Here is a 25,528-nt window from a genome sequence, read left to right on the forward strand (position 1 = left end):
CGATCTGGATCAGGTCGAGGATTACGCCCGCCGCAAGGGCTGGGACTTGGCGACAGCCGAACGCTGGTTGGCCCCCATCCTCAACTACGATCCCTATGCCGCCAAACGCGAAACGGCGGCCTGAGCCGAGGCTCAGGCCGCCGTGTTTGTCAGATAGGTCGCGCGATCCCGCCTAGTTGATGCCGACGCTCTCCAGCGTGGCGGGCGGCGTCGTGACATTGTTGCGGATACGCCGTGCAGCATGTTCGCAACGGCCGGGCAGACCGAAGAACAGGCCGAAGGATTGGCTGCGCGCTTCGGCGTCGGGGTTGCTCATTAGCGTCGCCCACTGGGCCTTGACCCCGGCCACGGCCTGTTCGGCCTCGGCCTTTGAGGCGGCCGACTGACGCGGCGTCGCGGCGGCCAGAGCGCTGCGGAAATCCTGGGCTTCCAAGCGGCCCAGACGAACCAGTTCCACATCCTCGGGCGCCTTGGTCGGCAGCGTGTCGCCTAGATCGGCATGCCCCGTCACCAGCGCATCGCACCAGGCCACCAGCGGATAGTCGGCGCTGGGCGCGCCCCGCGGCAGGGGCCGTGCATAGGCGATGGCCTCGCGGGTCTTCAGCGCGTCGGCGGTCTCGCCCGAACGATTGCCCGTGACGATCGGGCCGTCCTGGGTTTGGGCGACGACAGAGCCTGCGGCCAGCAGCGACAGGGCCGAGATGCCGGGAACGAGGAGTTTGAGCATGGTCTTCCTTCAGGAGCGCCGCGAATGGGCGACGATCATCAACGCTCGCCCACGCCGATGGTTTTTCTACGGCGGCGCTTAAACGAAAAAAGGCGGCGGAGCGTTGCTCCGCCGCCTCAGTTCGACGATCCGTTAGGATCAATACTTCAGGCGAGCGCCCACGAAGAAGTAGCGGCCGACCACGTCGAAGGTGTTCGGATCGGTGTTGCCGTCGTTGGCGTTGTCGAACACCGGCGGTTCTTCATCGGCGAGGTTACGCACGCCGCCGAAGATTTCGACGCTGTCGTTGAAGTTATAGGACGCGCTGACGTCGTGGTACCAGTAGGCATCGGTGCCGGTGTAACCACCGTCCTCGAAGGCAGGAATGTTACCCTGGTTGTCCATCGAGGCGATGTAGGTGCCGGAGTAGTTCACACGAACCGGCCCGAAGTCATAACCAAGCGAGATGTTGCCCTTGTACTCAGGCAGGCTGGCGCTGATGTTGTAGGCGCCGGCGGTGCCCTTGTATTCGATGCCGTCCAGCTCGTAGCTGTCCAGATAGGTCAGGTTCAGAGCGATATCGAGTTTTTCGCCCCAGAAGCCGCCGGCCCACGGCACGTTCCACCCGTAACGGGTCGAGAAGTCGATGCCCGAGGTCTTCAGCTCAGACACGTTGCCCAGCGGCGCGCGCGCCTTCAGGTTGCCCGCCGGATCGCGATAGATGAGCGGCAGGCCGATGCCCGCATTGTTGCATTCCGCGATCGACGACACCGCAGTGGGGGTGGTGGCAGAAGCCGCCGCGCCTGCCGCGAAGCAGTTGCCGACGATGCCGGAAACGCCGCCGCTGATGGTGCCGATGTAGTCCTCGACCGAGATGTCATAATAGTCGAGCGACATCGACAGCCCAGGCACAAAGGTCGGTTGCCAGACCACGCCCAGCGTGACCGTGTCAGACTTTTCTTCGCTCAGGTTCGGGTTGCCGTAGAAGAAGGATTCCGTTTGCGTGTTCTGAGCAACGAAGCCTTGAGCGACGGGATCAAATCCGAGTTGAGCCGTGCAGAAGTTGCGAACGCCCGTGGTCAGGGTACGCGCAGCACCCGTGCCGGGGTTAACAGTCGTGCAAGGATCGAGAACGGCCGGGAAGCCCTGGTCGTTCGCCTGGAACAGTTCGAACACGTTCGGGGCGCGAACGGCCCGTTGATACAAACCGCGCAGGCGCAGGCTTTCGACCGGCTCCCACGAACCACCCGCCTTGTAGGCATAGACCTTACCGACAGTGTCGTAGTCCGCCATACGCGCGCCGAGCTCAAGTTCGAGCGACTTGATGAAAGGCAGATCGCGAAGCAGCGGCACGGCGGCCTCGGCGTACAGTTCCTTGGACGAGCTGCGACCTGCGACCGGACGTTCGGCGTTGAAGCCGAAGATGTCGCCCGAGGCCTTAGCGGCGTCCGGGGTGAAGCTCAGCTTGTCTTCGCGGTACTCGGCGCCGAAGGCCACCGACAGCGGACCAGCCGGCAGTTCCATCACGGTGCCCGTGACGTTCAGGGTCAGGTTCTGGCGTTCGAAGATGCTGGTGTCGGCGAAGTCCAGACGGACAAAGTTCGCCGCCTCAGGCGTGATCGTACCAAAGCCGAACATGTTGATCGGCACGCATCCGGGGAAGATTTGCACGGACGAAGGAGCGCAGGCCGTCGCCGTTCCGCCGGCAGCCAGAGAGGCGGCCAGACGAGAGCGAGACACGTCGTTCTGGATCGACGTACGCAGTTCGGAGCGACCGTAGGCGTAGACGCCTTCAGCGGTCCAGTCGCCGCCGAGCTTGGCGCGCAGGCCGGTGTTGAACTGCAGCACATTGGTGTCGTGGCTTTCGACCCGAGCGCCGACTTCCGACATGCGGCGGTCGAAGTTCAGCGGCAGAGTCGGATCAGGGCGCGAGTTCGCGTAAGCGAGCAGTGCAGGCGAGTTCTGGACGAAGAAGTTGCCGACCGGAATGTTGATGCCGGTGGCCGGCGTCGGAGCCAGTTGAATGTTGTTCTGGGTCTTGGTGTAGAACACCTCGGCGAAACCGGTCAGGGTTTCGTTGATGTCGTAGTGGCCGAGCAGAACAGCGTTGTAACGCTCAGAAGGCGACTGCAGCAGGTTGACGGTCGAGAAGTTGTAGCGGTCGCTTGACGGTCCCAGGCTACCGTCATTGTTGAAAGCCCCCGGGACGCCGGGCGTACGGAACGAACGACGGCAAGGCGTCGCGGTCGGACAGCCGGCAGCAGTGTAAGGGTTGGTGCCGAGGTTGTTCAGGCCACCATATTCGCCGGTGCCCGAACCGCCGGCGTTGCTCACCAGCGCCCAGGGACGATCTTCGTTCGGCAGGAAGCCGTCACGATCGGCATAACCGACATAACCCGTCACGTTGCCGCGGCCGTCGGCGATGTTGGCGCCGAAGGTCGCCGAGGCGTTGAACTGCTCGCCGTCACCAAAACCGGAGATTCCGTATTGGGTGCTGACGTTCAGACCTTCGAAATCGTCCTTGAAGATGAAGTTGACGACGCCGGCCAGGGCGTCGGAGCCGTAGGTCGCCGAGGCGCCGCCGCTGACGACTTCGACGCGCTCGATCAGCGAAGCGGGAATGCTGTTCAGGTCGACGGCGTTGGACTTATCATAGGGAACGAAGCGACGGCCATTCACAAGCACCAGCGTACGGCTGGCGCCGAGGCCGCGCAGATCGACCGTGGCCGAACCGTTGGCCGGGTTGTTCGAGTTGGCCGAGAAGCCGGGAACGACTTGCGGCAGTTGGTTCAGGATTTGCTCAACGTTCACATCGCCGCGCGCCTGGATCTGCTCAGCAGTGACCGTGGCGACGGGGCTGTTGGCGACATAGTCTTGGCGCACGATCCGCGAGCCGGTGACCACGATCTCGCCGACTTCGGCCGGTCCGTCCTGCGACTGCGCAAATGAAGGACTGGCCGCCATAGCCAATGCTGCGCCGCCAATAATGGTGGTGGCCAGCAAGCTGCGACGATATTTGACGTTGTTCAAGGATAGCTCTCCCATGATCGATGTAGAGCCGCGACCCGCAGCCCACCGAATCCATATCCGTGTGCCAGCCGAATAGCTGGTTGCGAGCGAGAGCATACTAACGGGCGCCCTAAGTCCAGCGTGAAGACGCATTCACGCCACAACTGAGACGGACCTGTCACAGAGACGACACACCCATTCCAAGGGAGGAACGAGATGGATATGGGGATGGTTGAACGTCAGCCCATAGTGAAGACTGATCGGAAGTGTCAGTAAACGCTCAGCGCTCGATCACCGCCCGCGCCGCATAGGGCGCGGGCTCTGGGGTGCAGGAGGCGGCGATCAGTTGCACCGCGGCGAGACAGAGGAAGGCGGTCGCGATGAGCGGGAGCCGATTTGATACAGCGAAGGCGATCGAACGGGCCATGGCGGGCGCTCCAAGCATGATTACCGAGGCGTTAACGCAAGCTCTGCGCCACACGGAGCCGTCGAGATGATCCCCTTCGTCCGGGCGTTCGACTTCGCCTATGGGCGGCGCGATCAGGTATCGCCGCTGATCCAGCGGGTGATCGCCGACAATCCGGGGCCGTTCACCTTCACCGGGACGGGGACCTATATCGTCGGACGGGCCGAGGCGGGGGCTGAGGTGGCCGTGATCGATCCGGGGGCGCTGGATCCGGCGCACCTGGCGGCGTTGATGGCGGCGGTCGAGGGGCGGCGGGTCAGCCATGTGCTGGTGACGCATACGCATCGGGATCATGCGCCGCTGGCGAGGCCGTTTGCGAAGGCGACGGGCGCGCGGGTTCTGGCGGCCCGGCCTCCGGTGCGAGAGACGCATGCGTCGGGCGCGCTGGACGAGGATGACGATGCCGAGTTTGCGCCCGATGTCGTGCTGACGGGCGGCGAAGTCGTCGAAGGCGACGGGTGGACGATCGAGGCGATGTTCACGCCGGGCCATGCGTCAAATCACATGGCCTTCGTCCTGCGCGAGGAGACCGCCTTGTTCTGCGGCGATCATGTCATGGGCTGGTCGACGACGGTGGTGGCGCCGCCCGACGGGAACATGCGCCAGTATCTGGCCAGCCTGGATGCGGTCATCGCGCGGGAGTTCGACGTGCTGTGGCCGACGCACGGGGCGCCGGTGACGCAGGTGCGGCCGTTTCTGAGGGCCTATCGCGCCCATCGGCTGGAGCGGGAGGCGCAGATCGTTCGGAGGCTGGCGGCGGGGGATCGGACGATCGCCGAGATGGTTCCCGTCCTGTACGCCGCCGTTTATCAGCGGCTGTGGCCGGCGGCGTCGCTGTCGGTGCTGGCCCATCTGATCAAGCTGGTCGAGGACGGGACGGCCGTAAGCGACGTCGAGCCAGGCCTGACCGCTCGTTTCCGTCTGGTCTAGCGTTCGGCCTCCAGATTCCGGGCGATCTTGGTGGCGAGACGGCAGGTGGAGCCGCCGTCGGGACGGGCGTCGCGGGCGGCGACGCGGATGTCGGTGCGGCCGGGTCGGATGCGGACGACGGCGTCGGTGACGAAGCCGAACCAGGCCCCCTCATGCACGGCCTCGACCTGGAAGGTGGTGGCGCGGGTGATCACGAAACCGGCGTCGACCAGAGCCGAGGTCGCCTGCTGGGCCAGGACCTGGGTCGGGACGGCGCTCAGGTCGGGACAGGTCTGGGGCGTCGATCCGCGATGCTGGGCGTCGCGCGAGAAGGCCGGCGGTTCCTCGACATGGGTGGTTACGTCACGCGGGTTCGGCGCGGCGTCCTGGCCCTGACGCAAGACGAAACCTGCCACCGTCGCGCCGGCCAGGACCAGGGCGGCCAGGGCGTAGAGCCCCCTGCCCTTCAGGTCGCGCAGCGCCAGAACCGCCGCCGCCAGGGCGGCCGCCAGACCGATCCAGGCCAGGATGCGCGCCACGGTCCAAGTCAGCAGGTCGTAGCTGACCGCCAGATCGACGCCGCCGAATCGCGTCGCCGCGATGGCCGCCACGATCAGCACCACCGGCGCCGCCGCAAGCGCCGTCAGCCACGGCAGGACGGCGGGGACAGGCTTTCTGATCGGCATTCAGGCTCCGGTTCGGTTAGACGACGGCGGGCAGACGGTAGTCCTTCATCCGCTCGCGCAGAAGCTTCTTGTCGATCTTGCCCGTGGCGCCCAGCGGGATGTCCTCTACGGCCACCACGTCGTCCGGCATCCACCATTTGGCGATCTTGCCCTGCAGGAAGTCGAGATGCTCCTGCTTGTCCAGGGCATGGTCGGGCTTGAGCTTGAGGATCAGGACCGGCCGTTCGTCCCATTTGGCGTGGGCGGCGCCGATGACGGCGGCGATCTCGACCTTGGGATGGCCGACGGCGATGTTCTCGATCTCGATGGAGCTGATCCACTCGCCGCCCGACTTGATCACGTCCTTGGCGCGGTCGGTGATCTGCATGAAGCCCATCTCGTCCACCGTGGCCACGTCGCCGGTGTCGAAGAAGCCTTCGTCGTCCAGGATCGAGCCTTCTTCCTTGAAATAGGCGGTGCTGATGGTCGGTCCCTTGACCATCAGGCGGCCGAAGGTGGCGCCGTCGTGCGGCAGTTCGGTCCCGGTCTCGTCCTTCAGCTTCAGTTCGATGCCCAGCGGAGGCGTGCCCTGTTTCAGGCGGTATTTCATCTGCTCGTCATAGGGCAGGCGCAAAATCTCGGGCGGCAGGTTGGCGATGGTGCCGATGGGCGAGGTCTCGGTCATGCCCCAGGCGTGGGTGACCTCGACCCCGAAATCGTCCTGGAAGCCGCGGATCAGGCTTTCGGGGCAGGCCGAGCCGCCGATCAGCACGCGCTTCAGCGTCGAGAAGCCCAGGCCGTGCTGTTTCATATGGGCGAACAGCCCCTGCCAGACGGTGGGCACGGCGGCCGAGAAGGTGACGCCTTCCTGTTCGATCAACTCATAGATCGACTGGCCGTCCATTTTGGCGCCCGGCATGACCAGCTTGGTCCCGGCGGCGGGGCCGGCGAAGGCGATGCCCCAAGCGTTGGCGTGGAACATCGGCACGACCGGCAGGATCACCTCCTTGGGCGTGGCGCCCATGACGGTGGCCTGAAGCCCCATGAAGGTGTGCAGGAAGTTGGAGCGATGCGAATACAGCACCCCCTTGGGATGGCCCGTCGTGCCCGAGGTGTAGCAGAGGCCGCAGGCGGTGTTTTCCTCGAAGTCGCCCCAGACGACGTCGATCGACTGCCCGGCGATGATGTCCTCATAGGCCACGGCCCCCGGCAGCTTGGTCTGCGGCATGTGGGCGGCGTCGGTCATGATGACGAAACGCTCGACCTTGGGGATGTGCGGCAGGATGGCTTCCAGCAGCGGCACGAAGGTCAGGTCGACGAAGATAATCCGGTCTTCGGCGTGGTTGATGATGTAGATCAGTTGTTCCGGGAACAGTCGCGGGTTCAGGGTGTGGCACACCCCGCCGATGCCCATGATGCCGTACCAGGCCTCGATATGGTTGGCGGTGTTCCAGGCCAGGGTGGCGACGCGGTCGCCCGGCTTGATCCCCCAGGCCTTCAGGGCGCTGGACACGCGTTTGGCGCGCTCGTGGATCTGGGCATAGGTCGTGCGGACGATGGGCCCCTCGACCGAGCGGGTCACCACCTCGCGGTCGCCGTGCCAATGTTTGGCGTGGTCGATGATCTTGTCGACCGTCAGCGGCCAGTCCTGCATCAAGCCCAGCATATCGTTTCCTGTTCCTTGGTTGCGTCTGATTGGATGCGACGCTTGAGCCGACGCTAACATCGGTGATCGGCGATAAGCAACGTGACGTAACGTCAGCCGCTGCGCGACGGATCGTCCCCCGTGGCGTCGGTCGCGCGACCGCTCTAGAAGACCGCCCATGACCATATTGATCGCGATCACGGGGGGCTCAGGCTCCGGCAAGAGCACCCTGGCGGAGGCGCTGGTTTCGGCCTTGCCGCAAGGGTCGGCGGTGCTGGTGCGCGAGGACAGCTATTACCGCGACGCCGCCTCCCTGCCCGGCTTCGACGCCGCGACCTTCGACTTTGACGATGTGGCGGCGCGCGATCACGACCTGATGATCGCGGATTTGAAAGAGCTGAAGGCCGGCCGTGCGGTGACGGCGCCGGTCTATTCCTTCATCCATCACGGACGCGAGCCCGGCGGCGAACCGATCGCGGCGGCCGAGGTGGTGATCGTGGAGGGCACCCATGTTCTGTGCACCCCCGACCTGACCGCCCTGTTCGACATCCGGGTGTTCGTGGACACCCCGTCCGACATCCGCTTCATCCGCCGCCTGCTGCGCGACCAGACCGAGCGAGGCCGGTCGGCGGATTCGGTCGTGGCGCAATATCTGGCCACCGTGCGTCCGGGCCACGAGCGCCTGACCGAGCCGTCGCGTACCCACGCCGATTTCATCGTCGCCGACGCCACGGCGGCCGTTCGGCTGGAAGATCCGCAGGCCGTGGTGCGTCTCGCCGCGCCGGTCCTGGCCCATCCGCTGCTGCAGGCCTTGCTGGACGACTAACGAAAGAGATCCCCGACCCGGAATTCTCCGGGTCGAAGCGCGGCACGCTCGACCGGCGGATGGCCATTGAGAGCCCTGATGCGCGCGCGTTCGGCGGCCTCGGCATGCTTCTCGACCAGGATGGCATCCAGACGGATGTGTTGGATTTCGATTTCCGCGAGGAGTCGCTCGATCTCGGCCTTTTCTTCAGGCGTCTGTTTGTGGGGCGGCGGCAGGCCGCGACCCGGCTTGGGACGACGAGGTTTGGGGCGGGCCATGCGGTTCTTCGGACAGGGGTTATCGGCCTCGCGCTTTCGCAGCGAAGTTTATGGAGGGCTGGGCGGAGCGCCGGGTCTTCGCCCGGAGGGTGTTTGTGTTGTTACCGTTTCGACGAAGGGTATGACGCTCCGCGCGGTTGGTTGGCCTGCAAGCTCGGGGCGTCGAGCGGTGGCGGTCTTATCGCCTAACCCCATAAGCCTGCGACGGGTCGGCAGCCCCTGCGAGGGCTGTCCCGAGTGCGGCCGAGTATCCCCCTCGACCCTCCGACACCGCTCCATGAGTCGATGTCAGCGCGATGGAGTTTCACCATCGCTCCCGCTCCATCCGCTCCCGCCGCCGCAAGGTCGCAGGCCAAGCGAGCCCTCCATGCGACGGGACGGGATTAGAATACGCGCGTTTCGGAGGGGGGATGGGAGAAGGCGGACATAAATCGGCAAGCGATTGGAATCGCTAGGAATGCACCAGCGACATTGTAATGGCTGGGGCGTCTTTCTCCCTCCCCTTCATGGGGAGGGGCGGCGAAGCGGAGCGTAGCCGGGGTGGGGGCGTGTGAAGCACTGCCCCCGCTCTTACGGCCCCACCCGGATCGCTGCGCGATCGTCCCTCCCCATGAGGGGGAGGGAGAGGCGCCTGTGGGACTTCAGGGCTTCTTCACCGCTCCCAGTCGTCAGATCAACCCCGCCAACGGCGACGACGGATCCGCGTACATCCGCTTCGGCATCCGACCGGCCAGATAGGCGTCGCGGCCGGCGATGACGGCGTGTTTCATGGCGCGGGCCATGCGGATGGGGTCCTTGGCGCCGGCGATGGCGGTGTTCATCAGGACGGCGTCGCAGCCCAACTCCATCGCCAAGGTCGCGTCCGAGGCCGTGCCGACGCCGGCGTCGACCAGGACCGGCACCTTGGCCTGTTCGACGATCAGGCGGACATTGATGGGGTTCTGGATGCCCAGCCCTGAGCCGATGGGGGCGGCGGCGGGCATGATGGCGGCGGCGCCGGCGTCTTCCAGCCGCTTGGCCATCACGACGTCGTCGGTGCAGTAGACCATGACGTCGAACCCGTCCTTGATCAGCAGGTCCAGCGCCCGCAGCGTCTCGATCATGTCGGGATACAGGTGGGCGGTGTTGGACAGGACCTCCAGCTTGACCAGGCTCCAGCCCCCCGCCTCGCGCGCCAGACGCAGGGTGCGCACCGCATCCTCGCCGGTGAAACAGCCGGCGGTGTTGGGCAGGAAGGTGAAGCGATCCGGCTTCACATAGTCGACCAGCATCGGCTGGTTCGGATCGGTCAGGTTCACGCGGCGCACGGCCACGGTCACGACCTCGGCTCCCGCGGCCTCGGCCGCGGCGGCGTTCTGGGCGTAGTCGGCGTATTTTCCGGTGCCGACGATCAGTCGCGAGGTGAAGGTGCGGCCGGCGACGGACCAGGTTTCGTTGGCTGTATCGGTCATGGAGCTGACCTAGTCCCCCCAAGGCGTCAGGGAAAGCCGTCGTAGCGGGATTTGATCGCGATCAACCGCCGCCGACGAACTGGACCAGTTCGATGCGGTCGCCCTGGGCGACGGGGGTGGCGGCGTGCAGGGACTTGGGCACGATCTCCAGATTGCGTTCGACCGCGACCTTGCGGGGGTCCAGCGACAGTTCCTCGACCAGGGCCAGGATGGTGGCGGCCTGGACCTGGCGGGGTTCGCCGTTGAGGTGGATCTGGTGCACGCGTCTGGTCTCCGGGCGCTGGCGGCGTCGGGGCTGAGATAGACGTTGGCGGCCGGGTTCGCCAGACCGGGTCAGCAAGACGGGGCGCTTAGCCGGCCTCGAACAGGAAGGCGCCGATGGCTACCGCCACGGCCGCAAAGGCGGCGACGACGGTGCGAAGGATCAGTTTGCCGTCCTGGCGCATCGTCTGCGCTCCCGCTGGCTGTCCCGACCGGGGACGAATGGGGCTTTGGCTGCGAAATCCGCGCCATCGCGGCGTGACCTTGGGTAAAGTTCGATGCGGGGACCGTTTGACCCAGGCCCTGCGTCGGCTAAAAGGCCCCTCTTGTGCTGCGAAGCGGCGCCCGATTCCGGAAACCATGGCCGAAACGCCCGTCATTCATGTGCTGAACGGCCCAAACCTGAACCTGCTCGGGGTTCGGGAGCCGGACATCTATGGCCGCGACACCCTGGCGGACATCGAGCAGCGATGCGTCAGGGCGGCTGAGGGCGCGAGCGTCGTGTTTCGTCAGACCAACCACGAGGGCGTGCTGGTAGACTGGATTCAGGAAGCCCGCGAAGGCGCGGACGCCCTGATCATCAATCCGGCGGCCTATGGGCACACCTCGGTGGCGCTGCACGATGCGCTGAAGACGCTGTCGATCCCGGTGATCGAACTGCATCTGTCCAATCCGGCGGCGCGCGAGGCGTTTCGCCATCACTCCTATGTGTCTTCCGCGGCGACCGGCGTCATCGCCGGCTTCGGCGCGGCAGGCTATGAACTGGCCGTCCAGGCGGCTCTCACCAAGGTTCGGGAACGCGGCTGACGCCCGTCCCGTTTACTCAAGACCACGAAAGACAAGGCGCAAATCCAATGGCCGATGACAAGAAACACGCCGAAATCGACGCCGCCCTGGTTCGCCAGCTGGCCGACATCCTGAACGAGACCGACCTGACGGAAGTCGAAGTCGAGCGCGGCGACCTGCGCATCCGCGTCGCCCGTGAGATCACGGTCAACGCCGCGCCGGTGCAATATGCCGCTGCGCCGGCCGCAGCCGCCGCGCCTGCCCCTGTCGCCGCACCGGCTTCCATGCCGTCCGATCCCGCCACCATCGTCGCCCGATCCGGCGAAGAGGTGAAGTCGCCCATGGTCGGCACTGTCTATCTGCAGGCGTCGCCGGAAGCGCCGGTCTTCTGCCAGCCGGGCGACAAGGTCAAAAAGGGCCAGACCCTGCTGATCGTCGAGGCCATGAAGACCATGAACCCGATCCAGGCCCCGCGCGACGGCGTCGTTCTCGACATCCTGGTCGGCGACGCCCAGCCGGTCGAGTTCGGCGAGCCGCTCGTCCTGCTGGAAGCCTAAGGCGCCCTGATGTTCACCAAGGTTCTGATCGCCAACCGCGGCGAGATCGCGCTGCGCATCCATCGGGCGTGCAAGGAGATGGGCATCTCCACCGTCGCCGTGCATTCCGAAGCCGACCGGGGCGCCATGTGGGTGCGTCTGGCTGACGAAAGCGTCTGCATCGGTCCCGCCTCGGCCGCTAAGTCGTATCTGAACATCCCGTCGATCATCGCGGCGGCCGAGATCACCGGCGCCCAGGCGATCCACCCCGGCTATGGCTTCCTGTCGGAAAACGCCCGTTTCGCCGAGATCGTCGAAGCCCACGGCATGACCTTCATCGGTCCCAAGCCCGAACATATCCGGGTCATGGGCGACAAGATCAGCGCCAAACAGACCGTCATGGACGCCGGCATTCCCGTCGTCCCCGGCTCAAAGGGCGAGGTCGAGACCGTCGAGGCCGCCATTGAGGCGTCCAAGTCCATCGGCTTCCCCCTGATCGTCAAGGCGGCGGCGGGCGGCGGCGGACGCGGCATGAAGGTGGCCCTGAAGGCTGATGATCTGGTCGAGGCCGTCCAGACCGCCCAGTCCGAGGCCAAGGCCGCCTTCGGCAACGGCGCCGTCTATATGGAGCGCTATCTCCAGAAGCCGCGCCATATCGAGATCCAGGTCATCGCAGACAGCCACGGCAATGTCGTCCACCTGGGCGAACGCGACTGCTCGCTGCAACGCCGTCACCAGAAGGTGCTGGAGGAGGCCCCCTCGCCCGCCCTGTCGGCCGAGGGTCGCAAACAGATCGGCGAGACGGTCAACAAGGCCATCGCCGCCATCGGCTATCTGGGCGTCGGCACCATCGAGTTCCTGTGGGAGGACGGCGAGTTCTTCTTCATCGAGATGAACACCCGCCTGCAAGTCGAGCATCCGGTTACGGAAATGATCACCGGCGTCGACCTGGTCCGCGAACAGGTCCGCATCGCCGCCGGCCTGCCGCTGTCCTTCACCCAGGAGGACATCGAGTTCAAAGGCCACGCCATCGAGGTGCGGATCAACGCCGAGAACCCGGAGACCTTCACCCCGTCGCCGGGCAAGATCACCGACTTCCACGCGCCGGGCGGTCTGGGCGTGCGCCTGGATAGCGCCATCTACGCCGGCTATTCGATCCCGCCCTATTACGACAGCCTGATCGGCAAGCTGATCGTCCATGGCCGCGACCGCGAGGAAGCCATCGCGCGCCTGAAGCGTTCGCTGAACGAGATCGTCATCGGCGGCGTCGACACCACCATCCCCCTGTTCCAGAAGCTGTTGCAGGAGCCCGACATCCTGTCCGGCGACTATGACATCCACTGGCTGGAGAAGTGGGCCGCCCGTCAGAAGGGCGACGCCTGACAGACCCCGATTTCAGCGCCAGCGGGCCTTTCGGCGGTTTCGGCCCCGAGGACCTGCTGGCCTGTTACGCCCGGGGCGTATTCCCGATGGCCGAGGCGCGCGACGATCCGCGCGTCTTCATCATCGAGCCGGAACAGCGCGGCGTCGTGCCGCTGGACGCCTTTCATATCCCGTCGCGCCTGCGTCGCACCGTGCGGGGCGAACCGTTCGAGGTGAGGGTCGACACCGCCTTCGAGGCGGTGCTGGACGGCTGTGCGGCGGCGCAGGGGCCGGATCGCGAGGACACCTGGATCAACGGACCGATCCGGCGGCTGTATGCGGCCCTGTTCGCCATGGGGTTCGTCCACTCCATCGAATGCTGGCGGGACGAGCGGCTGGTGGGCGGCCTTTACGGGGTGTCGCTGGGCGGGGCCTTCTTCGGCGAGAGCATGTTCAGCCGCGAGCGGGATGCGTCCAAGGTGGCGCTGGTGCATCTGGTCGCGCGGTTGCGCAAGGGCGGCTGGACCCTGTTGGACGCGCAGTTTCTGACCGACCATCTGAGCCAGTTCGGCGCGGTGGAGACGCCGCAGGCGGCCTATCTGGGCCTGCTGTCCCCCGCCCTGTCGGTCAGGCCGGATCAGGCGGCGTTGCGCGCGCCCCTGACCGGCGCCGAGGCGGTGGCCTTGGCCACGGCATGATGGCGTCCGCCTGATCTGTCCGGACACGATTTCGGGCCTGTCCCGACAGGTTCGGATTGGCGTCGGCGGCGGGTGTGGCGGTCAATGGCGGCATGACCCAGATCCCATCCGCCCTATCAAAGGCCCCGTCCCGCTCGACAATCCTGCGCGAGGTACGAGAGATCGCCCTGATCCTGGTCGTCGCCCTGATCCTGGCGACGGCGTTGCGCATCCTGCTGTTCCAGCCCTTCACCATTCCCTCGTCGTCGATGGAGCCGGGGCTGGTGACCGGCGACTATATCGTCGTGTCGAAATATCCGTATGGCTGGAGCACGGCGTCGCTGCCGTTCGACCCGCCCATGGTCCCGGGCCGGGTGATGGCGCGCGAGCCCCGGCGCGGGGACGTGGTGGTGTTCCGCCTGCCGCGCGATCCGAAACAGGCCTGGATCAAGCGGGTCGTGGGTTTGCCAGGCGACACGGTTCAGGTGCGCGGCGGCGTGGTCTTCGTCAACGGCGACGCGGTGCGCCAGACAAGGTTGGATGTCGTCGCCGACCATGACGCGCCCCAGCGCCGGGTGCAGCAGGTGCGCGAGACCCTAGCCGATGGGCGGACCTATCTGACCTATGACGGCGGGCCGGACCTGCCGGGCGACGACACGCCCCTGCGCCGCGTGCCGCCGGGCCAGTATCTGATGATGGGCGACAACCGCGACAACTCTCTGGACAGCCGCTGGCCGGCCGAGGTCGGGGTCGGCCTGCTGCCCGCCGAGAACATCATGGGTCGGGCCGAGATCGTGCTGGCCTCATGGGAGCCGGGCGCGAGCCTGTTCAAGCCCTGGACCTGGCTGAACCTTCAGTGGGACCGGTTTTTGGTTCGGATTCGGTAGGTCGGAATACAGCCGTATTAACAAAGCCCGTCACCCTCGGGCTCGTCCCGAGGGCCCACCGTTGACCCTCACTCGGGCGCTAGATGTTGGAAAGGGTTGCCTGAATGCCGATCCACCGCATCTGCATCCGCCGTGGGCCCTCGGGACAAGCCCGAGGGTGACGGAAATGGGGAGGTGTAATGGGGTGGTGTTTAGCGCGCGCGGTATTCGTCGAAGCTGACGACGCCGTCATGGTTGCGGTCCATCCGGTCGAAGGCGGCGCGGCTGGGCGGCGAAGACTGGGCCAGGGAGGGCGCGGCGACGGCGCCCAGGGCCAGGCCGGCGACGGCGGCGGCCAGCAGCGGACGCCAGCCCAGGCGGGGCGCAAGGCGGGGCGAATGTCGCGTCGAAGACATCTGGCTCAATTCGGCGTCGATGAAGCGGCGGATGGCGTCGCTGGCGGTGCGGCCATCGGCGCGGCAGCGGGCCATGAAGGCGGTCTTGGTCGCGTGGGGCAGTCGGATTTCGACCGTTTCGCTTTTCTTGAGCGGCTTATCGCGATCCATCCTCAGCCTCCTCGCGGCGGTCAGTTCTTACAGCCCACGACCCAGGCGTCGTAATAGGGGTTCTGGACACCGCTGACGGACGGCGACGAGGCGAACATCCAGCCGCGGAAAATCTGGCGTGCCGAGGTCTCGCGGCCGCGGGGCTGAAGCGACACGTCGATATAGGCGATGGCGTCCTCGGTCAGCTCGTCCGGGGTCGTCACCTCGCAGGCGCGGGCGGCGAAGATCAGGTTGCGGTTGAAGCGCACGGGGCGGCCGCCGACCTCGACCTCGAACTTCATCGACTCGGCCGTGACCTTGTCGATGGCCTGGATGATCGCGAACTTGCGACGCTGGCGGCGGGCCGGAGTCGCCGGCTGTTCGATGGCCTTGGTCGCGACGGGCCGCTCGGCCTTGATCTCGTCCTCGGCCTTCTCCTCGACGGCGGCGTCCTCGGCGATGACGATGGATGGCGGCGGCGTCACCGCGACGGGCGAACGCGGCGCAGGCGCGCCGGCAGGCGGCGTCTCGGTCGGCACGGTTGGCTGGGCCGGCGTATTGCGCAGGATGTCGCCGATCGGATCCTGGACCGGGCGAGCGTCGCGCGGCGCGTCCTGCAGCACGCTGGCGGTCACCGCGCCTGCGCTCAAGACGCAGACGACAGCCGCCGCGCCCAACAGGATGCCGCGCATTTTCACTCGGGGGTCCAGGCCTGATAGTCGCCGGTCGCAGCCGGGCGTTTGGCCTCGTTGGCCAGCGAGCCGGGCGGACGCCAGGCCAGGGGCGTGCCGGTCATGTTCGGCAGGTGATCCTTTTCCCAGGCGCGCCGCGGCAGCGGCTGCTCGGTCGGGGGCAGGTCGAAGGTGTAGTGCAGCCAGCCGTGCCAGTCGGGCGTCACCTTGGACGCCTCGGCATAGCCGTCATAGATGACCCAGCGACGCTTGCGGCCGTCGTAGCTGACGTTGTCGCGGCTCTCGAAATAGCGATTGCCGTTCTCGTCCTGGCCGACGAAGCGACCGCGCTTGGCGATGGTGAAGCGGGTGCCGATCGTGGCGCCCTCCCACCAGCCGAAAATCTTGCTCAACACGTCGTGGAATCCAACCGTAAGGGGTCGCCGAAAAGGGAGGCGGCGTCTGGCGCGGATCATAGAAAGCCGCGCGCTCTTCGTCCAGCGTTCAGGCGGGGGCAGTTGAATCGATATCTTGTGGGCAATACGGCCTGAGCACACCAGATGTATTGGCGAACGGGCGCGCGACCGCCTAGGCTGGCCCGAACCTTTCGGAGAGACGCCGCCATGCGCTTTCAATCCGGCTTCGCCGTTCGCGCCGAACGAGTCGCGATGGAGACCCGCGCCGTCGAACGCCCGACCAGCGTGCAGCAGGTGCTGGCCCCCGCCGGCTGGTCCGATGCGCAGATCGAGGCCTGGCTGGACTGGGTCGATGCGGCGGGATTCGCGACGCCGATGTCGGGCGACTGGCTGAACGGCGGCGTGGACGCCTGGGCCGAGGGTCTGGCGGCGACGGGCATGGCCGAAGGGATATTCGCCGACCGGGCCGAAGCCGCCGCTTTCGCGGACGAACTGTCGGGCGCGTTCAAGCTGGGCCTTGCGGCGCCGGCGGGATCGGGACCGGTCGCGGCCGGCGTCGTCGATCTGAACGATCCCGGCGCGGGCGCGACTCTGAGAACGCACAGCGGCAAGCGGGCCGCCGCAAGGCTGGGCGCCCAGGCGGCGCAGGCGCTGGCCGAGGCTCTGGCGGGGGTGGCCGATGCGGTGGACCGTTGCGAGGGACCGCGCGGCGACTGCGGCGATCCCTCGCGCAATCCGGCCCTGGGTCGGGCGGCGGCGTTGGCGCGACGGTGCGGCGCGAGCGACGCCGACATCCTGAGAGCCGTCGACGGCGAACGGCCCGCCATGGCGCTGGAGCCGACGGTCGAGGGCGCGCCCCTGGTCGCCCTGGCGGATCGGACGCAGATCGCAGCGGGCGCGCCGGAGGCCCTTCTGGCGGCGGAAGCGGCGCTGGACGGCGGGCTGATCGTCGCCTTCGACCCACGCGATGCGGAGACCGCGACGATGGCGGCGGGTCGGGCCGTGATCGACCTGGGCGCCGTGCTGGCGCTGGGGGGCGACGCGGCGGCCGATCTGGCGGGCCTGACGCGGTTGTTGACGGTGGCTATGGACCTTCAGGCGGCGACGCCGGGCGTGATCGCCCTGGGGCTGGACGGGTTGCTGGAGGCCCTGGCGGCGGACAATGATCGAACGGCTAGGGCGCAGGCGTTCGCGGGACTGGTCGCCGCGGCGGCGGCGCAGACTTCGGCCGAATTGGCGAGCGTGCGCGGTCTCTGCCCCGACTGGGACGACCTGAAGGGCGCCGCCGCCGAGACTCAAGCGGCACGGCGCGATGCGCTGAAGGGGCTGTCCAACCCCATCGCCGCCGTCGCGTCTAAAGCCCCGGCGGTCGCGCCCAAGGCGCGGCGGCACTCGGCCATCGGCCTGTTCGTCGAGGATGCTGAGGCGCGGCTGCGGCTGGGCTTTGGGCGGATCGCGGCGGTCGACGTTTTCCAGACGGCGGACGGCGAGATCGGTCGTCGGCTGCACCCCGCCCTGGCGGCCGCGCTGACGGCGGCGAGCGGCGATATCGAGGCGGCGGAGCGCTGGACGTTCGGACGCCGCACCCTGGTCGAGGCGCCGGGCATCGATCATGCGTCGCTGCGCGCGCTGGGCTTCACCGACATCGAGCTGGCGGCCATCGAGAACGCCCTGGCCTGGGCCGAGGATTTCGACACGGTCTTCGCCGCCCCGGTGCTGGACCCCGGTTTCATCCGCGACGTGCTGGGCGTCGAGGACGGCGACGGCCTGCTGCTGACCCTGCTGGGCGTGTCCGAAGAGGCCGAGACGGCGGCGACGCGCTGGGTCTTCGGTCATGGCGATCTGAGCGATTGGCCCCAGGCGCCGGCGTCCGTCGCCGCCCTGCTGGCCGATCCGCCGGCGGTCGTGGCGGACCTGCGGCGCGCCATCGAACCGTTCAGCGACCTGGCCGACATCGCGGTCGAACCGATGGACTGGCGCGCTACCTCGGCCCAGGCGGCGCGGCTGCTGAGCCAGGGCGCGCTGGACGGCCGTCGCGCCATCCGCCTGGCCCGTGCCGCGCCGCCAGCCGGTCCGCTGCTGTCATTGCCGAACATCGACGCGGCGCGGGTCGAGCCTGTGCGCGAAGCCCCCCGCCCGGCCCCGACCGAACGGGTCGTCGAGCGCGTGATCGAGCGGGAACGCGCGCGCCGCAAACTGCCCGACCGGCGCAAGGGCTATATCCAGAAGGCCGCAGTGGGGGGCCACAAGGTCTATATCCACACCGGCGAATACGAAGACGGCGAGCTGGGCGAGATTTTCATCGACATGCACAAGGAAGGCGCCGCCTTCCGCAGCCTGATGAACAATTTCGCCATCGCCATCTCCATCGGCCTGCAATACGGCGTGCCGCTGGACGAGTTCGTGGACGCCTTCGTCTTCACCCGGTTCGAGCCGGCCGGGCGCGTGACCGGCAACGACTCCATCAAGTCCGCAACCTCGATCCTGGACTACATCTTCCGCGAGCTAGGCGTCTCCTATCTGGACCGCGACGAACTGGCCAACGCCGGGACGGACGACCTGAACGCCGATGGCTTGGGAGATGGAAAGCCCGACGCCAACGAGGCCGTGCCCGCCGCCCGGTTCATCTCCAAGGGGTTCGCGCGCGGATCGGCGCCCGACAATCTGGTCGTCCTGCCCTTCGGCAAGAAGGCCGAGCCCGAACCGCGTCATGTCGCCAATAGCGAGGCGGTCGCCTGCCCCGCGTGCGGCGACTTCAGCCTGCAGCAGCGCGGGGCCGCCTGGGTCTGCGACACCTGCGGGGCGGCGCCGGCGCTGAAGGGCGGCGATCAGGGCTAGGTTAAGGGTTATGGCCTAGGGTTTGCTGCAAGACGATCAAACGTCGGAGCCCGGTCCATGAAACGCACACTCTCTATCGGCCTGATCGCCGCCCTGCTGGCCGTCGCCGCGCCCGCCCTGGCCCAAAACGGCGGCCAGATCGCCAGCGTGAAGCGCGGTTCGTCCTGCGCCGGATGCAACCTGTTCCAGGGCGACTTCTCGGGGCTGGAGGCGCGAGGCCTGAACCTGTCGGGCGCGCGGCTGCGTCAGGCGGACCTGAGCCTGAGCGTCATGAACCGCACGCGGTTTTCCAACACCGACATGCGCGACGTGGAGGCCTATGGCGGCGTCTTCTCCGGCTCGAACTTCTCGCGCGCCAACCTGACCAACGCCAGTTTCGTCGGCGCCTATCTGGAGGGCGCAAGCTTTTCCGGCGCGACCTTGTCGGGAACCAATCTGTCGGGCGCCCAGCTGACGCGGGCCACCGGCCTGACCCAGGGCCAGTTGAACCAGGCGTGCGGCGACGAGTCGACGGTCCTGCCGCGCGGGCTTCGCATTCCGGCCTGCTGAGGGCCTCCGACCTTGCCGGGATTTCATGAAGTTACCTCGATTTAAGTAGGTATGGCAGGGGTTTCGGGGCATTCAGGTCTCGTGAAACAGATCGCTGAACATATCCGGGTCAAACCCTCGCTGGCGCTTCTGGCGCTGGGCGCGGCGCTCATCGCCTCGCCGGCCTTCGCCGGGGTGGAGATGTCGATGCAGGACCGTGACGTGGCCCGTTCGGTGTCGCTGGGCGGATCGTGCAATCGCTGCGAACTGTCCGGCCGCAATCTGACCGGCGCGACCTTCACCGGCGCCAGCTTCATGAACGCCACCCTGGTCGGGGCCAATCTGCGCGGCGCCGAGATGATGGGCTCCAACTTCACCGGCAGCGACTTCAGCCGCGCCAATCTGTCGGGCGTCGAGATCGTCGGGGCCAACTTCACCTCCGCGAACTTCACGGGCGCCCATTTGAACGGGGCAGAGGCGCAAGGGTCGTCGTTCGTCCGCGCCAATCTGACCCGCGCCGACCTTTCGGGCGGCGAGATGCACGGGGTGAACTTCAACGGCGCGACCCTGGCGGGGACCAACTTCTCCAACAGCGAGCTGTTCGGGGCGACGATCACCAACGTCCGCGCGGCCGGCGCCAACTTCTCCAACGCCGAGGTCAACGCCTCCAACCTGTCGGGCGGCGACTTCTCGAACGCCGACTTCTCGAACGCCAGCCTGGATGGGGCGCGACTGAGCGGCGCGAGCTTCTCCCGCGCCGATTTCTCGAACGCCTCCCTGCGCCGCACGGACATTCGCGGCGCGGACCTGTCGAACGCGCGCGGCCTGACCCAGGACCAGATCAGCGAAGCCTGCGGCGACGGCTCGACCCGCCTGCCCGGCCGCCTGACGCCTCAGGCCTGCCGCAGCAGCTCGATCCGCATCATCCGCTCGCCGCCGGCCCCGCCCCGCGTGCGCAACTTCGTCAACGCCGGGAACTGAACGGCGCAGTGACGAGGGCCGTTTCTGAGCCCTGACGGCCGGCTTTCCAACCTTCCCCATCCCTTCCCTCTCCCATAGGGAGAGGGCTTGAGCGCCCGAGAGCGTAGCGATCGGTCTTAGCGCGAAAGGGTGAGGGGTTACGCCGTGCGACGCGATCAGCACCGTACCCCTTCATCCGGCTCTGCAAGCCACCTTCTCCCCATGGGAGAAGGGAAAAGCAAAACGGCCCCCGGATTTCTCCGGGGGCCGCTCTGTTACGCTTACTGTGTCTCTCGGCCTCATGCAGCGCGTGAGCGCGTTAGGCCAAAAGGATGTGTCGACTACTCGACGATCTTGGCGACGACGCCAGCGCCGACGGTGCGGCCGCCTTCACGGATGGCGAAGCGCAGGCCCTGATCCATGGCGATCGGGGTGATCAGTTCGACGTTCAGCTCGGCGTTGTCGCCGGGCATGATCATCTCGACGCCTTCCTTCAGGTGAACGATGCCGGTCACGTCCGTCGTGCGGAAGTAGAACTGCGGGCGGTAGTTCGTGAAGAACGGCGTGTGACGACCGCCTTCTTCCTTGGTCAGGATGTAGGCTTCGGCCAGAAACTTGGTGTGCGGGGTGATGGAGCCCGGCTTGCACAGCACTTGGCCGCGCTCGACGTCTTCACGCTTGGTGCCGCGCAGCAGAACGCCGACGTTGTCACCGGCTTGACCCTGGTCCAGCAGCTTGCGGAACATTTCGACGCCCGTGCAGGTCGTCTTCTGGACCGGACGGATGCCGACGATTTCGACTTCTTCACCGACCTTGACGATACCCTTTTCGACACGGCCCGTGACCACGGTGCCGCGGCCCGAGATCGAGAACACGTCTTCGACCGGCATCAGGAAGGGCAGGTCGACCGGACGTTCCGGCTGCGGGATGTAGGCGTCGACAGTTTCCATCAGGGCCAGAACGCGCTGTTCGCCGATTTCCGGGTTCACGCCGTCGGTCGCGGCCTTGGCCGAGCCCTTGGTGATCGGAATGTCGTCGCCGGGGAACTGGTAGGACGACAGAAGCTCGCGCACTTCCATTTCGACCAGTTCCAGCAGTTCTTCGTCGTCGACCAGGTCGACCTTGTTCATGAAGACCACCAGGGCCGGCACGCCGACCTGACGGGCCAGCAGGATGTGCTCGCGGGTCTGCGGCATCGGGCCGTCAGCGGCCGAAACCACCAGGATCGCGCCGTCCATCTGCGCCGCGCCGGTGATCATGTTCTTCACATAGTCGGCGTGGCCGGGGCAGTCGACGTGGGCGTAGTGACGGTTGGCCGTCTCATATTCCACGTGCGCGGTGTTGATCGTGATGCCGCGGGCCTTTTCTTCCGGCGCAGCATCGATGTCCGCATAGGCCATCGCCTTGGCGCCGCCGGCCTTCGCCAGCGTCATCGTGATCGCCGCCGTCAGCGTCGTCTTGCCGTGGTCAACGTGGCCGATCGTGCCGATGTTGCAGTGCGGCTTGTTACGTTCGAACTTTTCCTTGGCCATGGCCAAACTCCTGATGGCCCGGGTTGAGGGGCGCGATGCTGATCAAAAAACCTGGAGCGGGTAGACGGGATCGAACCGACATCCTCAGCTTGGAAGGCTGCTGCACTACCATTGTGCTATACCCGCGCGGAGACTGCGGAAGTTCGCGAAGGAACGCCGCAGCCGATCCTCTTCGGGTCCTGATCCGTCGTATCCGTCAAGGCGCGTGGTGGGGGAAGTAGGACTCGAACCTACGAAGCTTACGCAGGGGATTTACAGTCCCCCCCCTTTGCCACTCGGGACATTCCCCCAGCGCGCCTTGTCGAACCGTCGGACCCCTCGTTTCCGCCATAAAGAGGCGGGACGAAACAAAAGCCTTCGGCTTGTCGCCTCCTCTAGGATAGAGGGGGCGCCCAGACCCGAAAGCCCTTGGGGCTCCAAATCGGAGGGCGTCTTATAGTGTCGTCGAAAACAGAACGCAACGACCGTAGAAGCGGTAAAAAACCGGTCTTCGGAAACCGGCCTGAAGGGCCGCGCGACAAGGGGCAAAAGCCCGCCGCGCAAGGCTTTTCCGGGCGCGACGATGCGTCCCGCCCGCCCCGTGCGCCGGATCGCAACAAGTCGGACGCCGATAATTTTCTGTGGGGCCGTCACCCGGTCCTGGCCGCTTTGGCGAATCCCGCGCGTCGCGGCACGGGTCGCCTCTTGGCCACGGCCGAGCGCGCCGCCGAGATCGAAGAGGGCAAACTGGCCCACGGCCACAAGATCGAAGTGGTCGAGGTCCAGGCCCTGACCCGGATGCTGCCCGCCGGCGCCGTGCATCAGGGTCTGGCCTTCAAGGTCCAGCCGCTGGAAGGCGTGTCGCTGGAAGAGCTGGCCGATCCGGCGCAAGGGATCATCGTCATGCTGGACCAGCTGACCGATCCCCAGAACGTCGGCGCCATCTTCCGTTCGGCCCTGGCCTTCGGCGCGCGGGGAATCATCGTTCAGGACCGGCATGCCCCCGCCCTGGCCGGCGCCCTGGCCAAGGCGGCGGTGGGCGCCACCGAACGCCTGCCCCACGCGCGCGTGACGAATCTGTCTCGCGCCCTGGAACGTCTCGCCGACCTGGGCTGGCGCGCCGTGGGTCTGGACGGAGCGGGAGAACAGACCTTGGAAGAGGCGCTGGATCGTCAGCCGACTGTCCTGGTGATGGGGTCCGAGGGCGACGGCATCCGCCGCCTGGTCGCCGAACACTGCGACGTGCTGGCCAAGATCCCCATGCCGGGCGGATTCGAGAGCCTGAACGTCTCCAATGCGGCCGCCGTCGCCCTTTATGAGGCGTCTCGCGCTCAACGCGGCTGACAGAAGGTCGCACCGGCGTTAGAGAGCGGAAATGGAATTTTTCTCGTCTCCCGAATTCGCCAGCCAGGCCGCCGCTCTGGGCCAGGTCCTTCTGATGGATCTGGTCCTGGCCGGCGACAACGCCGTCGCCGTGGGCCTGGCCGCCGCCGCCCTGCCCCAGGAACAGCGCAAGAAGGCCATTCTGATCGGCCTGGCCGCCGCCGTCGTTATGCGGATCGGCTTTGCTTTGATCACGGTGCAACTGTTGGCCCTGGTCGGCCTGCTGCTGGCCGGCGGCCTCTTGCTGCTGTGGGTCTGCTGGAAGATGTGGCGCGAACTGCAGGAGCAGCGCACCCACGACCAGGCCGAGGCCGAAAGGGAACTGGAGCTGGCCATGAGCATCGAGCACGGCTCCGGCCCGTCGCCCGAAGAGCTGGGCCTGAAGCGCAAGTCCTTCGGCGCGGCCCTGCTTCAGATCATGGTCGCCGACCTGACCATGTCGCTGGACAATGTCCTGGCCGTCGCCGGCGCCGCCCATGACCATCCGTGGATCATGGTCTTCGGTCTGGTGCTGTCGATCGCCCTGATGGGTCTGGCCGCCACCTTCATCGCCAAGCTGCTGCACCGCTATCGCTGGATCGGCTATGTCGGCCTTGTCGTGGTTCTGTATGTCGCCATCCACATGATCTGGGACGGCGCCCGTCAGGTGGTGGTCCGCACCGGCCATATGGACGAGTTCAACGCCTCGGCCCCGGCCTTCATCGAGATCAGTCCCGAGGAAGCCGCCAAACACCTGGGCCAGAGGCGCACTGAGACCAGCCCGACCCCGGCGCCCGCCGAACCGACGGCGCCGGTTGCGGCGCCCGCGGCATGACGGTCGCAACGGTCACGGTCGAAGAGGCCGCCGCCTGGCTCCAATCCGGCGAGGCGATCCTGATCGATGTGCGCGAGCCGGACGAGTTCGCCGCCGCGCGCATCGACGGCGCGATCCTGGCCCCGCTCAGCCAGATGCCCGCCGCCTGGGAGGCGCTGGACCTGCCGGCCGACAAGAAGATCGTCGTCCAGTGCCTGAAGGGCGGCCGCAGCCACCAAGTCTGCGCCTTCGTCGGCCAGACCGGCCGGGAGGGCCAGCCCCTATTCAACCTGATTGGGGGCATCCAGGCCTGGCATGCGGCTGGGTTGCCGGTGATCGTCGCGGAAAGCTGACGCCCAATCGGATTTCTCTCAAGGAAAAAGCCGCGCTCGATTTCGAGCGCGGCTTTCTCTTTATCCGTCTGCTGCCGGGGAAGTGAGGCGGTTCAGGCGTCCGCGCCGCCGAAGCGTTCGGACCATTCCGCCACCTGGGCATCCTCGATCTTGGCGAACAGCACGCCCTGGGCGGCGACCGGCTGACCCACGGTCAGCACGTTCAGCACATCCTCGTCCGCGCCGGGCCAGCTCAGGTCGCTGACACCCACCGACGCCGCGATCTTCTCAGCCGAGAACGGCAGGATCGGCGCCGCGAGCCGCGCGAACAACGCGACCAGATTCAGCCCCGTCCGCACGCCGACGGCCGCGCGGTCGCGGTCGGTCTTCAGCGCGGTCCAGGGCGCGGCGACCTGCAGATATTCGTTGCCCAGCACCCAGACGGCGCGCAGGGCCTGGGCCGCCTTGCGGAACTCCATGGCCTCGAACTGTTCGGTCGCCTCGGCGATGCCCGCCTTGATGTCGGCTTCCAGCTGGATCTCGACAGGCCCGGCCTCGCCGCCTTCGGGCACGACGCCGTCGAACTTCGACTCGGCGAATTTGACGATCCGGTTGACGAAGTTGCCCAGCACATCGGCCAGGTCCTTGTTCGTCGAGGCCTGAAAATCCTCCCAGGTAAAGGCCGAATCCGCATGTTCCGGGCCGTAAGCCGTCAAACGCCAGCGCCAGTAGTCGGCCGGCAGCAGTTCAAGCGCCTGGTCCATGAAGACGCCGCGCTTCTGGCTGGTCGAGAATTTGCCGCCGTACCAGTTCAGCCAGTTGAAGGCCTTCAGTTGGTCCACCGTCTTCCACGGCTCGCCCGAGCCGATGATGGTCGCCGGGAAACTGACAGTGTGGAAGGCCACATTGTCCTTGCCCATGAACTGGACATAGCGGACGTCCTCGGCCCCCTCGTCCAGACGCCACCAGTCGCGCCACGACCCGCCGGTCGCTTCGGCCCATTCCTCGGTCGCGGCGATATATTCGATGGGGGCGTCGAACCAGACGTAGAAGACCTTGTCCTCCATGCCCGGACGCGGGAAGCCGTCCTTCAGCACCGGCACGCCCCAGGCCAGGTCGCGGGTGATGC

At 66.8% G+C, this 25,528-nt stretch carries 27 protein-coding genes and 2 tRNA genes; 14 read left to right on the plus strand and 15 right to left on the minus strand.

Going from position 1 to position 25,528, the window contains the following annotated elements; translation table 11 throughout:
- The coding region (locus tag ACK4MH_RS14970) for a hypothetical protein (protein WP_409719829.1) at positions 1-124 on the plus strand (124 nt) is incomplete at its 5' end.
- A 48-nt stretch (positions 125-172) separates the two neighbouring features.
- Here ACK4MH_RS14970 and ACK4MH_RS14975 read toward each other — a convergent pair.
- The 3 genes from ACK4MH_RS14975 to ACK4MH_RS14985 form a co-directional block, all read right to left on the minus strand.
- Positions 173-727, minus strand: a complete 555-nt coding sequence (locus tag ACK4MH_RS14975; protein ID WP_409719788.1) for a hypothetical protein — start codon at positions 725-727, stop codon at positions 173-175.
- A 138-nt stretch (positions 728-865) separates the two neighbouring features.
- Positions 866-3,868 (minus strand): TonB-dependent receptor plug domain-containing protein, encoded by a 3,003-nt coding sequence (locus ACK4MH_RS14980; RefSeq protein WP_409719790.1) that lies wholly within the window; start codon positions 3,866-3,868, stop codon positions 866-868.
- Between the two features lie 127 nt (positions 3,869-3,995).
- A complete protein-coding gene (locus tag ACK4MH_RS14985) occupies positions 3,996-4,142 on the minus strand; it encodes a hypothetical protein (protein WP_409719792.1) in 147 nt (48 codons plus the stop codon).
- Positions 4,143-4,208: 66 nt separating this feature from the next.
- Between ACK4MH_RS14985 and ACK4MH_RS14990 the strand changes: the two genes are divergently transcribed.
- Positions 4,209-5,111 carry an MBL fold metallo-hydrolase gene (locus ACK4MH_RS14990; RefSeq protein ID WP_409719794.1) on the plus strand — a complete coding sequence of 301 codons (903 nt, stop codon included), beginning with the start codon at positions 4,209-4,211 and terminating at the stop codon, positions 5,109-5,111.
- Here the strand turns inward: ACK4MH_RS14990 and ACK4MH_RS14995 are convergent.
- Positions 5,108-5,776 (minus strand): DUF1499 domain-containing protein, encoded by a 669-nt coding sequence (locus ACK4MH_RS14995; protein WP_409719796.1) that lies wholly within the window; start codon positions 5,774-5,776, stop codon positions 5,108-5,110. The two genes, ACK4MH_RS14990 and ACK4MH_RS14995, sit on opposite strands and share 4 nt — an antisense overlap.
- Positions 5,777-5,792: 16 nt before the next feature.
- Positions 5,793-7,421, minus strand: coding sequence for a long-chain-fatty-acid--CoA ligase (locus tag ACK4MH_RS15000; RefSeq protein ID WP_409719798.1), 1,629 nt, complete (start codon positions 7,419-7,421; stop codon positions 5,793-5,795).
- A gap of 157 nt (positions 7,422-7,578) precedes the next feature.
- On the opposite strand from ACK4MH_RS15000, the gene udk reads away from it, so the two are divergent.
- Positions 7,579-8,226 (plus strand): uridine kinase, encoded by a 648-nt coding sequence (gene udk, locus ACK4MH_RS15005; RefSeq protein WP_135193024.1) that lies wholly within the window; start codon positions 7,579-7,581, stop codon positions 8,224-8,226.
- On the opposite strand, the gene ACK4MH_RS15010 is transcribed toward udk, so the two are convergent.
- The 3 genes from ACK4MH_RS15010 to thiS form a co-directional block, all read right to left on the minus strand.
- Positions 8,223-8,483, minus strand: coding sequence for a hypothetical protein (locus tag ACK4MH_RS15010; RefSeq protein ID WP_409719800.1), 261 nt, complete (start codon positions 8,481-8,483; stop codon positions 8,223-8,225). The genes udk and ACK4MH_RS15010 overlap by 4 nt on opposite strands.
- 668 nt (positions 8,484-9,151) lie before the next feature.
- The gene (locus tag ACK4MH_RS15015; protein WP_409719802.1) at positions 9,152-9,934 is read right to left on the minus strand and encodes a thiazole synthase; all 783 of its coding nucleotides are present in this window, start codon (positions 9,932-9,934) and stop codon (positions 9,152-9,154) included.
- Positions 9,935-9,995: 61 nt separating this feature from the next.
- Positions 9,996-10,196: a sulfur carrier protein ThiS gene (gene thiS / locus ACK4MH_RS15020; protein ID WP_135193027.1), complete on the minus strand. Its 201-nt coding sequence runs from the start codon at positions 10,194-10,196 to the stop codon at positions 9,996-9,998.
- A gap of 359 nt (positions 10,197-10,555) precedes the next feature.
- Between thiS and aroQ the strand changes: the two genes are divergently transcribed.
- The 5 genes from aroQ (at position 10,556) to lepB (ending at position 14,443) form a co-directional block, all read left to right on the plus strand.
- On the plus strand, positions 10,556-11,002 hold the full coding sequence (aroQ, locus tag ACK4MH_RS15025; protein ID WP_409719804.1) for a type II 3-dehydroquinate dehydratase: 447 nt from the start codon (positions 10,556-10,558) through the stop codon (positions 11,000-11,002).
- Positions 11,003-11,049: 47 nt separating this feature from the next.
- Complete coding sequence (gene accB / locus ACK4MH_RS15030; RefSeq protein ID WP_346496651.1) at positions 11,050-11,538, plus strand: acetyl-CoA carboxylase biotin carboxyl carrier protein; 489 nt, start codon at positions 11,050-11,052, stop codon at positions 11,536-11,538.
- A gap of 9 nt (positions 11,539-11,547) precedes the next feature.
- Entirely contained in the window at positions 11,548-12,900 is a 1,353-nt protein-coding gene (gene accC / locus ACK4MH_RS15035) for an acetyl-CoA carboxylase biotin carboxylase subunit (RefSeq protein ID WP_409719806.1), read from the plus strand.
- Positions 12,897-13,577, plus strand: coding sequence for a leucyl/phenylalanyl-tRNA--protein transferase (gene aat / locus ACK4MH_RS15040; protein WP_409719831.1), 681 nt, complete (start codon positions 12,897-12,899; stop codon positions 13,575-13,577). The genes accC and aat overlap by 4 nt, the downstream gene beginning before the upstream one ends.
- A gap of 92 nt (positions 13,578-13,669) precedes the next feature.
- Positions 13,670-14,443, plus strand: a complete 774-nt coding sequence (gene lepB, locus ACK4MH_RS15045) for a signal peptidase I (RefSeq protein ID WP_409719808.1) — start codon at positions 13,670-13,672, stop codon at positions 14,441-14,443.
- Positions 14,444-14,634: 191 nt separating this feature from the next.
- Here the strand turns inward: lepB and ACK4MH_RS15050 are convergent, their stop codons facing one another.
- The 3 genes from ACK4MH_RS15050 to ACK4MH_RS15060 are packed head-to-tail and all read right to left on the minus strand — an operon-like array spanning position 14,635 to position 16,054.
- Complete coding sequence (locus ACK4MH_RS15050) at positions 14,635-14,988, minus strand: EF-hand domain-containing protein (RefSeq protein WP_409719810.1); 354 nt, start codon at positions 14,986-14,988, stop codon at positions 14,635-14,637.
- 20 nt (positions 14,989-15,008) lie between these two features.
- Complete coding sequence (locus tag ACK4MH_RS15055; RefSeq protein WP_409719812.1) at positions 15,009-15,659, minus strand: DUF2155 domain-containing protein; 651 nt, start codon at positions 15,657-15,659, stop codon at positions 15,009-15,011.
- Between the two features lie 2 nt (positions 15,660-15,661).
- On the minus strand, positions 15,662-16,054 hold the full coding sequence (locus ACK4MH_RS15060; RefSeq protein ID WP_346496641.1) for an NADH:ubiquinone oxidoreductase subunit NDUFA12: 393 nt from the start codon (positions 16,052-16,054) through the stop codon (positions 15,662-15,664).
- Positions 16,055-16,261: 207 nt separating this feature from the next.
- Here ACK4MH_RS15060 and ACK4MH_RS15065 point away from each other — a divergent pair, with 207 nt between their 5' ends.
- The 3 genes from ACK4MH_RS15065 to ACK4MH_RS15075 all read left to right on the plus strand — a co-directional run bounded on the left by ACK4MH_RS15065 (position 16,262) and on the right by ACK4MH_RS15075 (position 20,401).
- Positions 16,262-18,892 (plus strand): TSCPD domain-containing protein, encoded by a 2,631-nt coding sequence (locus tag ACK4MH_RS15065; protein WP_409719815.1) that lies wholly within the window; start codon positions 16,262-16,264, stop codon positions 18,890-18,892.
- 57 nt (positions 18,893-18,949) lie between these two features.
- Positions 18,950-19,441: a pentapeptide repeat-containing protein gene (locus ACK4MH_RS15070; protein WP_409719817.1), complete on the plus strand. Its 492-nt coding sequence runs from the start codon at positions 18,950-18,952 to the stop codon at positions 19,439-19,441.
- A gap of 81 nt (positions 19,442-19,522) precedes the next feature.
- On the plus strand, positions 19,523-20,401 hold the full coding sequence (locus ACK4MH_RS15075; protein ID WP_409719819.1) for a pentapeptide repeat-containing protein: 879 nt from the start codon (positions 19,523-19,525) through the stop codon (positions 20,399-20,401).
- Between the two features lie 320 nt (positions 20,402-20,721).
- On the opposite strand, the gene tuf is transcribed toward ACK4MH_RS15075, so the two are convergent.
- The 3 genes from tuf to ACK4MH_RS15090 all read right to left on the minus strand — a co-directional run bounded on the left by tuf (position 20,722) and on the right by ACK4MH_RS15090 (position 22,202).
- Positions 20,722-21,912: an elongation factor Tu gene (gene tuf, locus ACK4MH_RS15080; RefSeq protein WP_135193056.1), complete on the minus strand. Its 1,191-nt coding sequence runs from the start codon at positions 21,910-21,912 to the stop codon at positions 20,722-20,724.
- Between the two features lie 52 nt (positions 21,913-21,964).
- Positions 21,965-22,038 (minus strand) — tRNA-Gly (locus ACK4MH_RS15085).
- Positions 22,039-22,118: 80 nt separating this feature from the next.
- Positions 22,119-22,202 (minus strand) — tRNA-Tyr (locus ACK4MH_RS15090).
- Between the two features lie 148 nt (positions 22,203-22,350).
- On the opposite strand from ACK4MH_RS15090, the gene rlmB reads away from it, so the two are divergent.
- The 3 genes from rlmB to ACK4MH_RS15105 are packed head-to-tail and all read left to right on the plus strand — an operon-like array spanning position 22,351 to position 24,420.
- A complete protein-coding gene (gene rlmB / locus ACK4MH_RS15095) occupies positions 22,351-23,235 on the plus strand; it encodes a 23S rRNA (guanosine(2251)-2'-O)-methyltransferase RlmB (RefSeq protein ID WP_409719821.1) in 885 nt (294 codons plus the stop codon).
- A gap of 31 nt (positions 23,236-23,266) precedes the next feature.
- Positions 23,267-24,088, plus strand: a complete 822-nt coding sequence (locus ACK4MH_RS15100) for a YjbE family putative metal transport protein (RefSeq protein WP_409719823.1) — start codon at positions 23,267-23,269, stop codon at positions 24,086-24,088.
- Complete coding sequence (locus ACK4MH_RS15105) at positions 24,085-24,420, plus strand: rhodanese-like domain-containing protein (protein ID WP_409719825.1); 336 nt, start codon at positions 24,085-24,087, stop codon at positions 24,418-24,420. The genes ACK4MH_RS15100 and ACK4MH_RS15105 overlap by 4 nt, the downstream gene beginning before the upstream one ends.
- A 92-nt stretch (positions 24,421-24,512) precedes the next feature.
- Here ACK4MH_RS15105 and ACK4MH_RS15110 read toward each other — a convergent pair.
- Positions 24,513-25,528 (minus strand): methionine--tRNA ligase (locus ACK4MH_RS15110; protein WP_409719827.1); only part of this gene is annotated, 1,016 nt, incomplete at its 5' end.

The organism is Brevundimonas sp. (assembly GCF_046295075.1).
Classification (GTDB): Bacteria; Pseudomonadota; Alphaproteobacteria; order Caulobacterales; family Caulobacteraceae; genus Brevundimonas.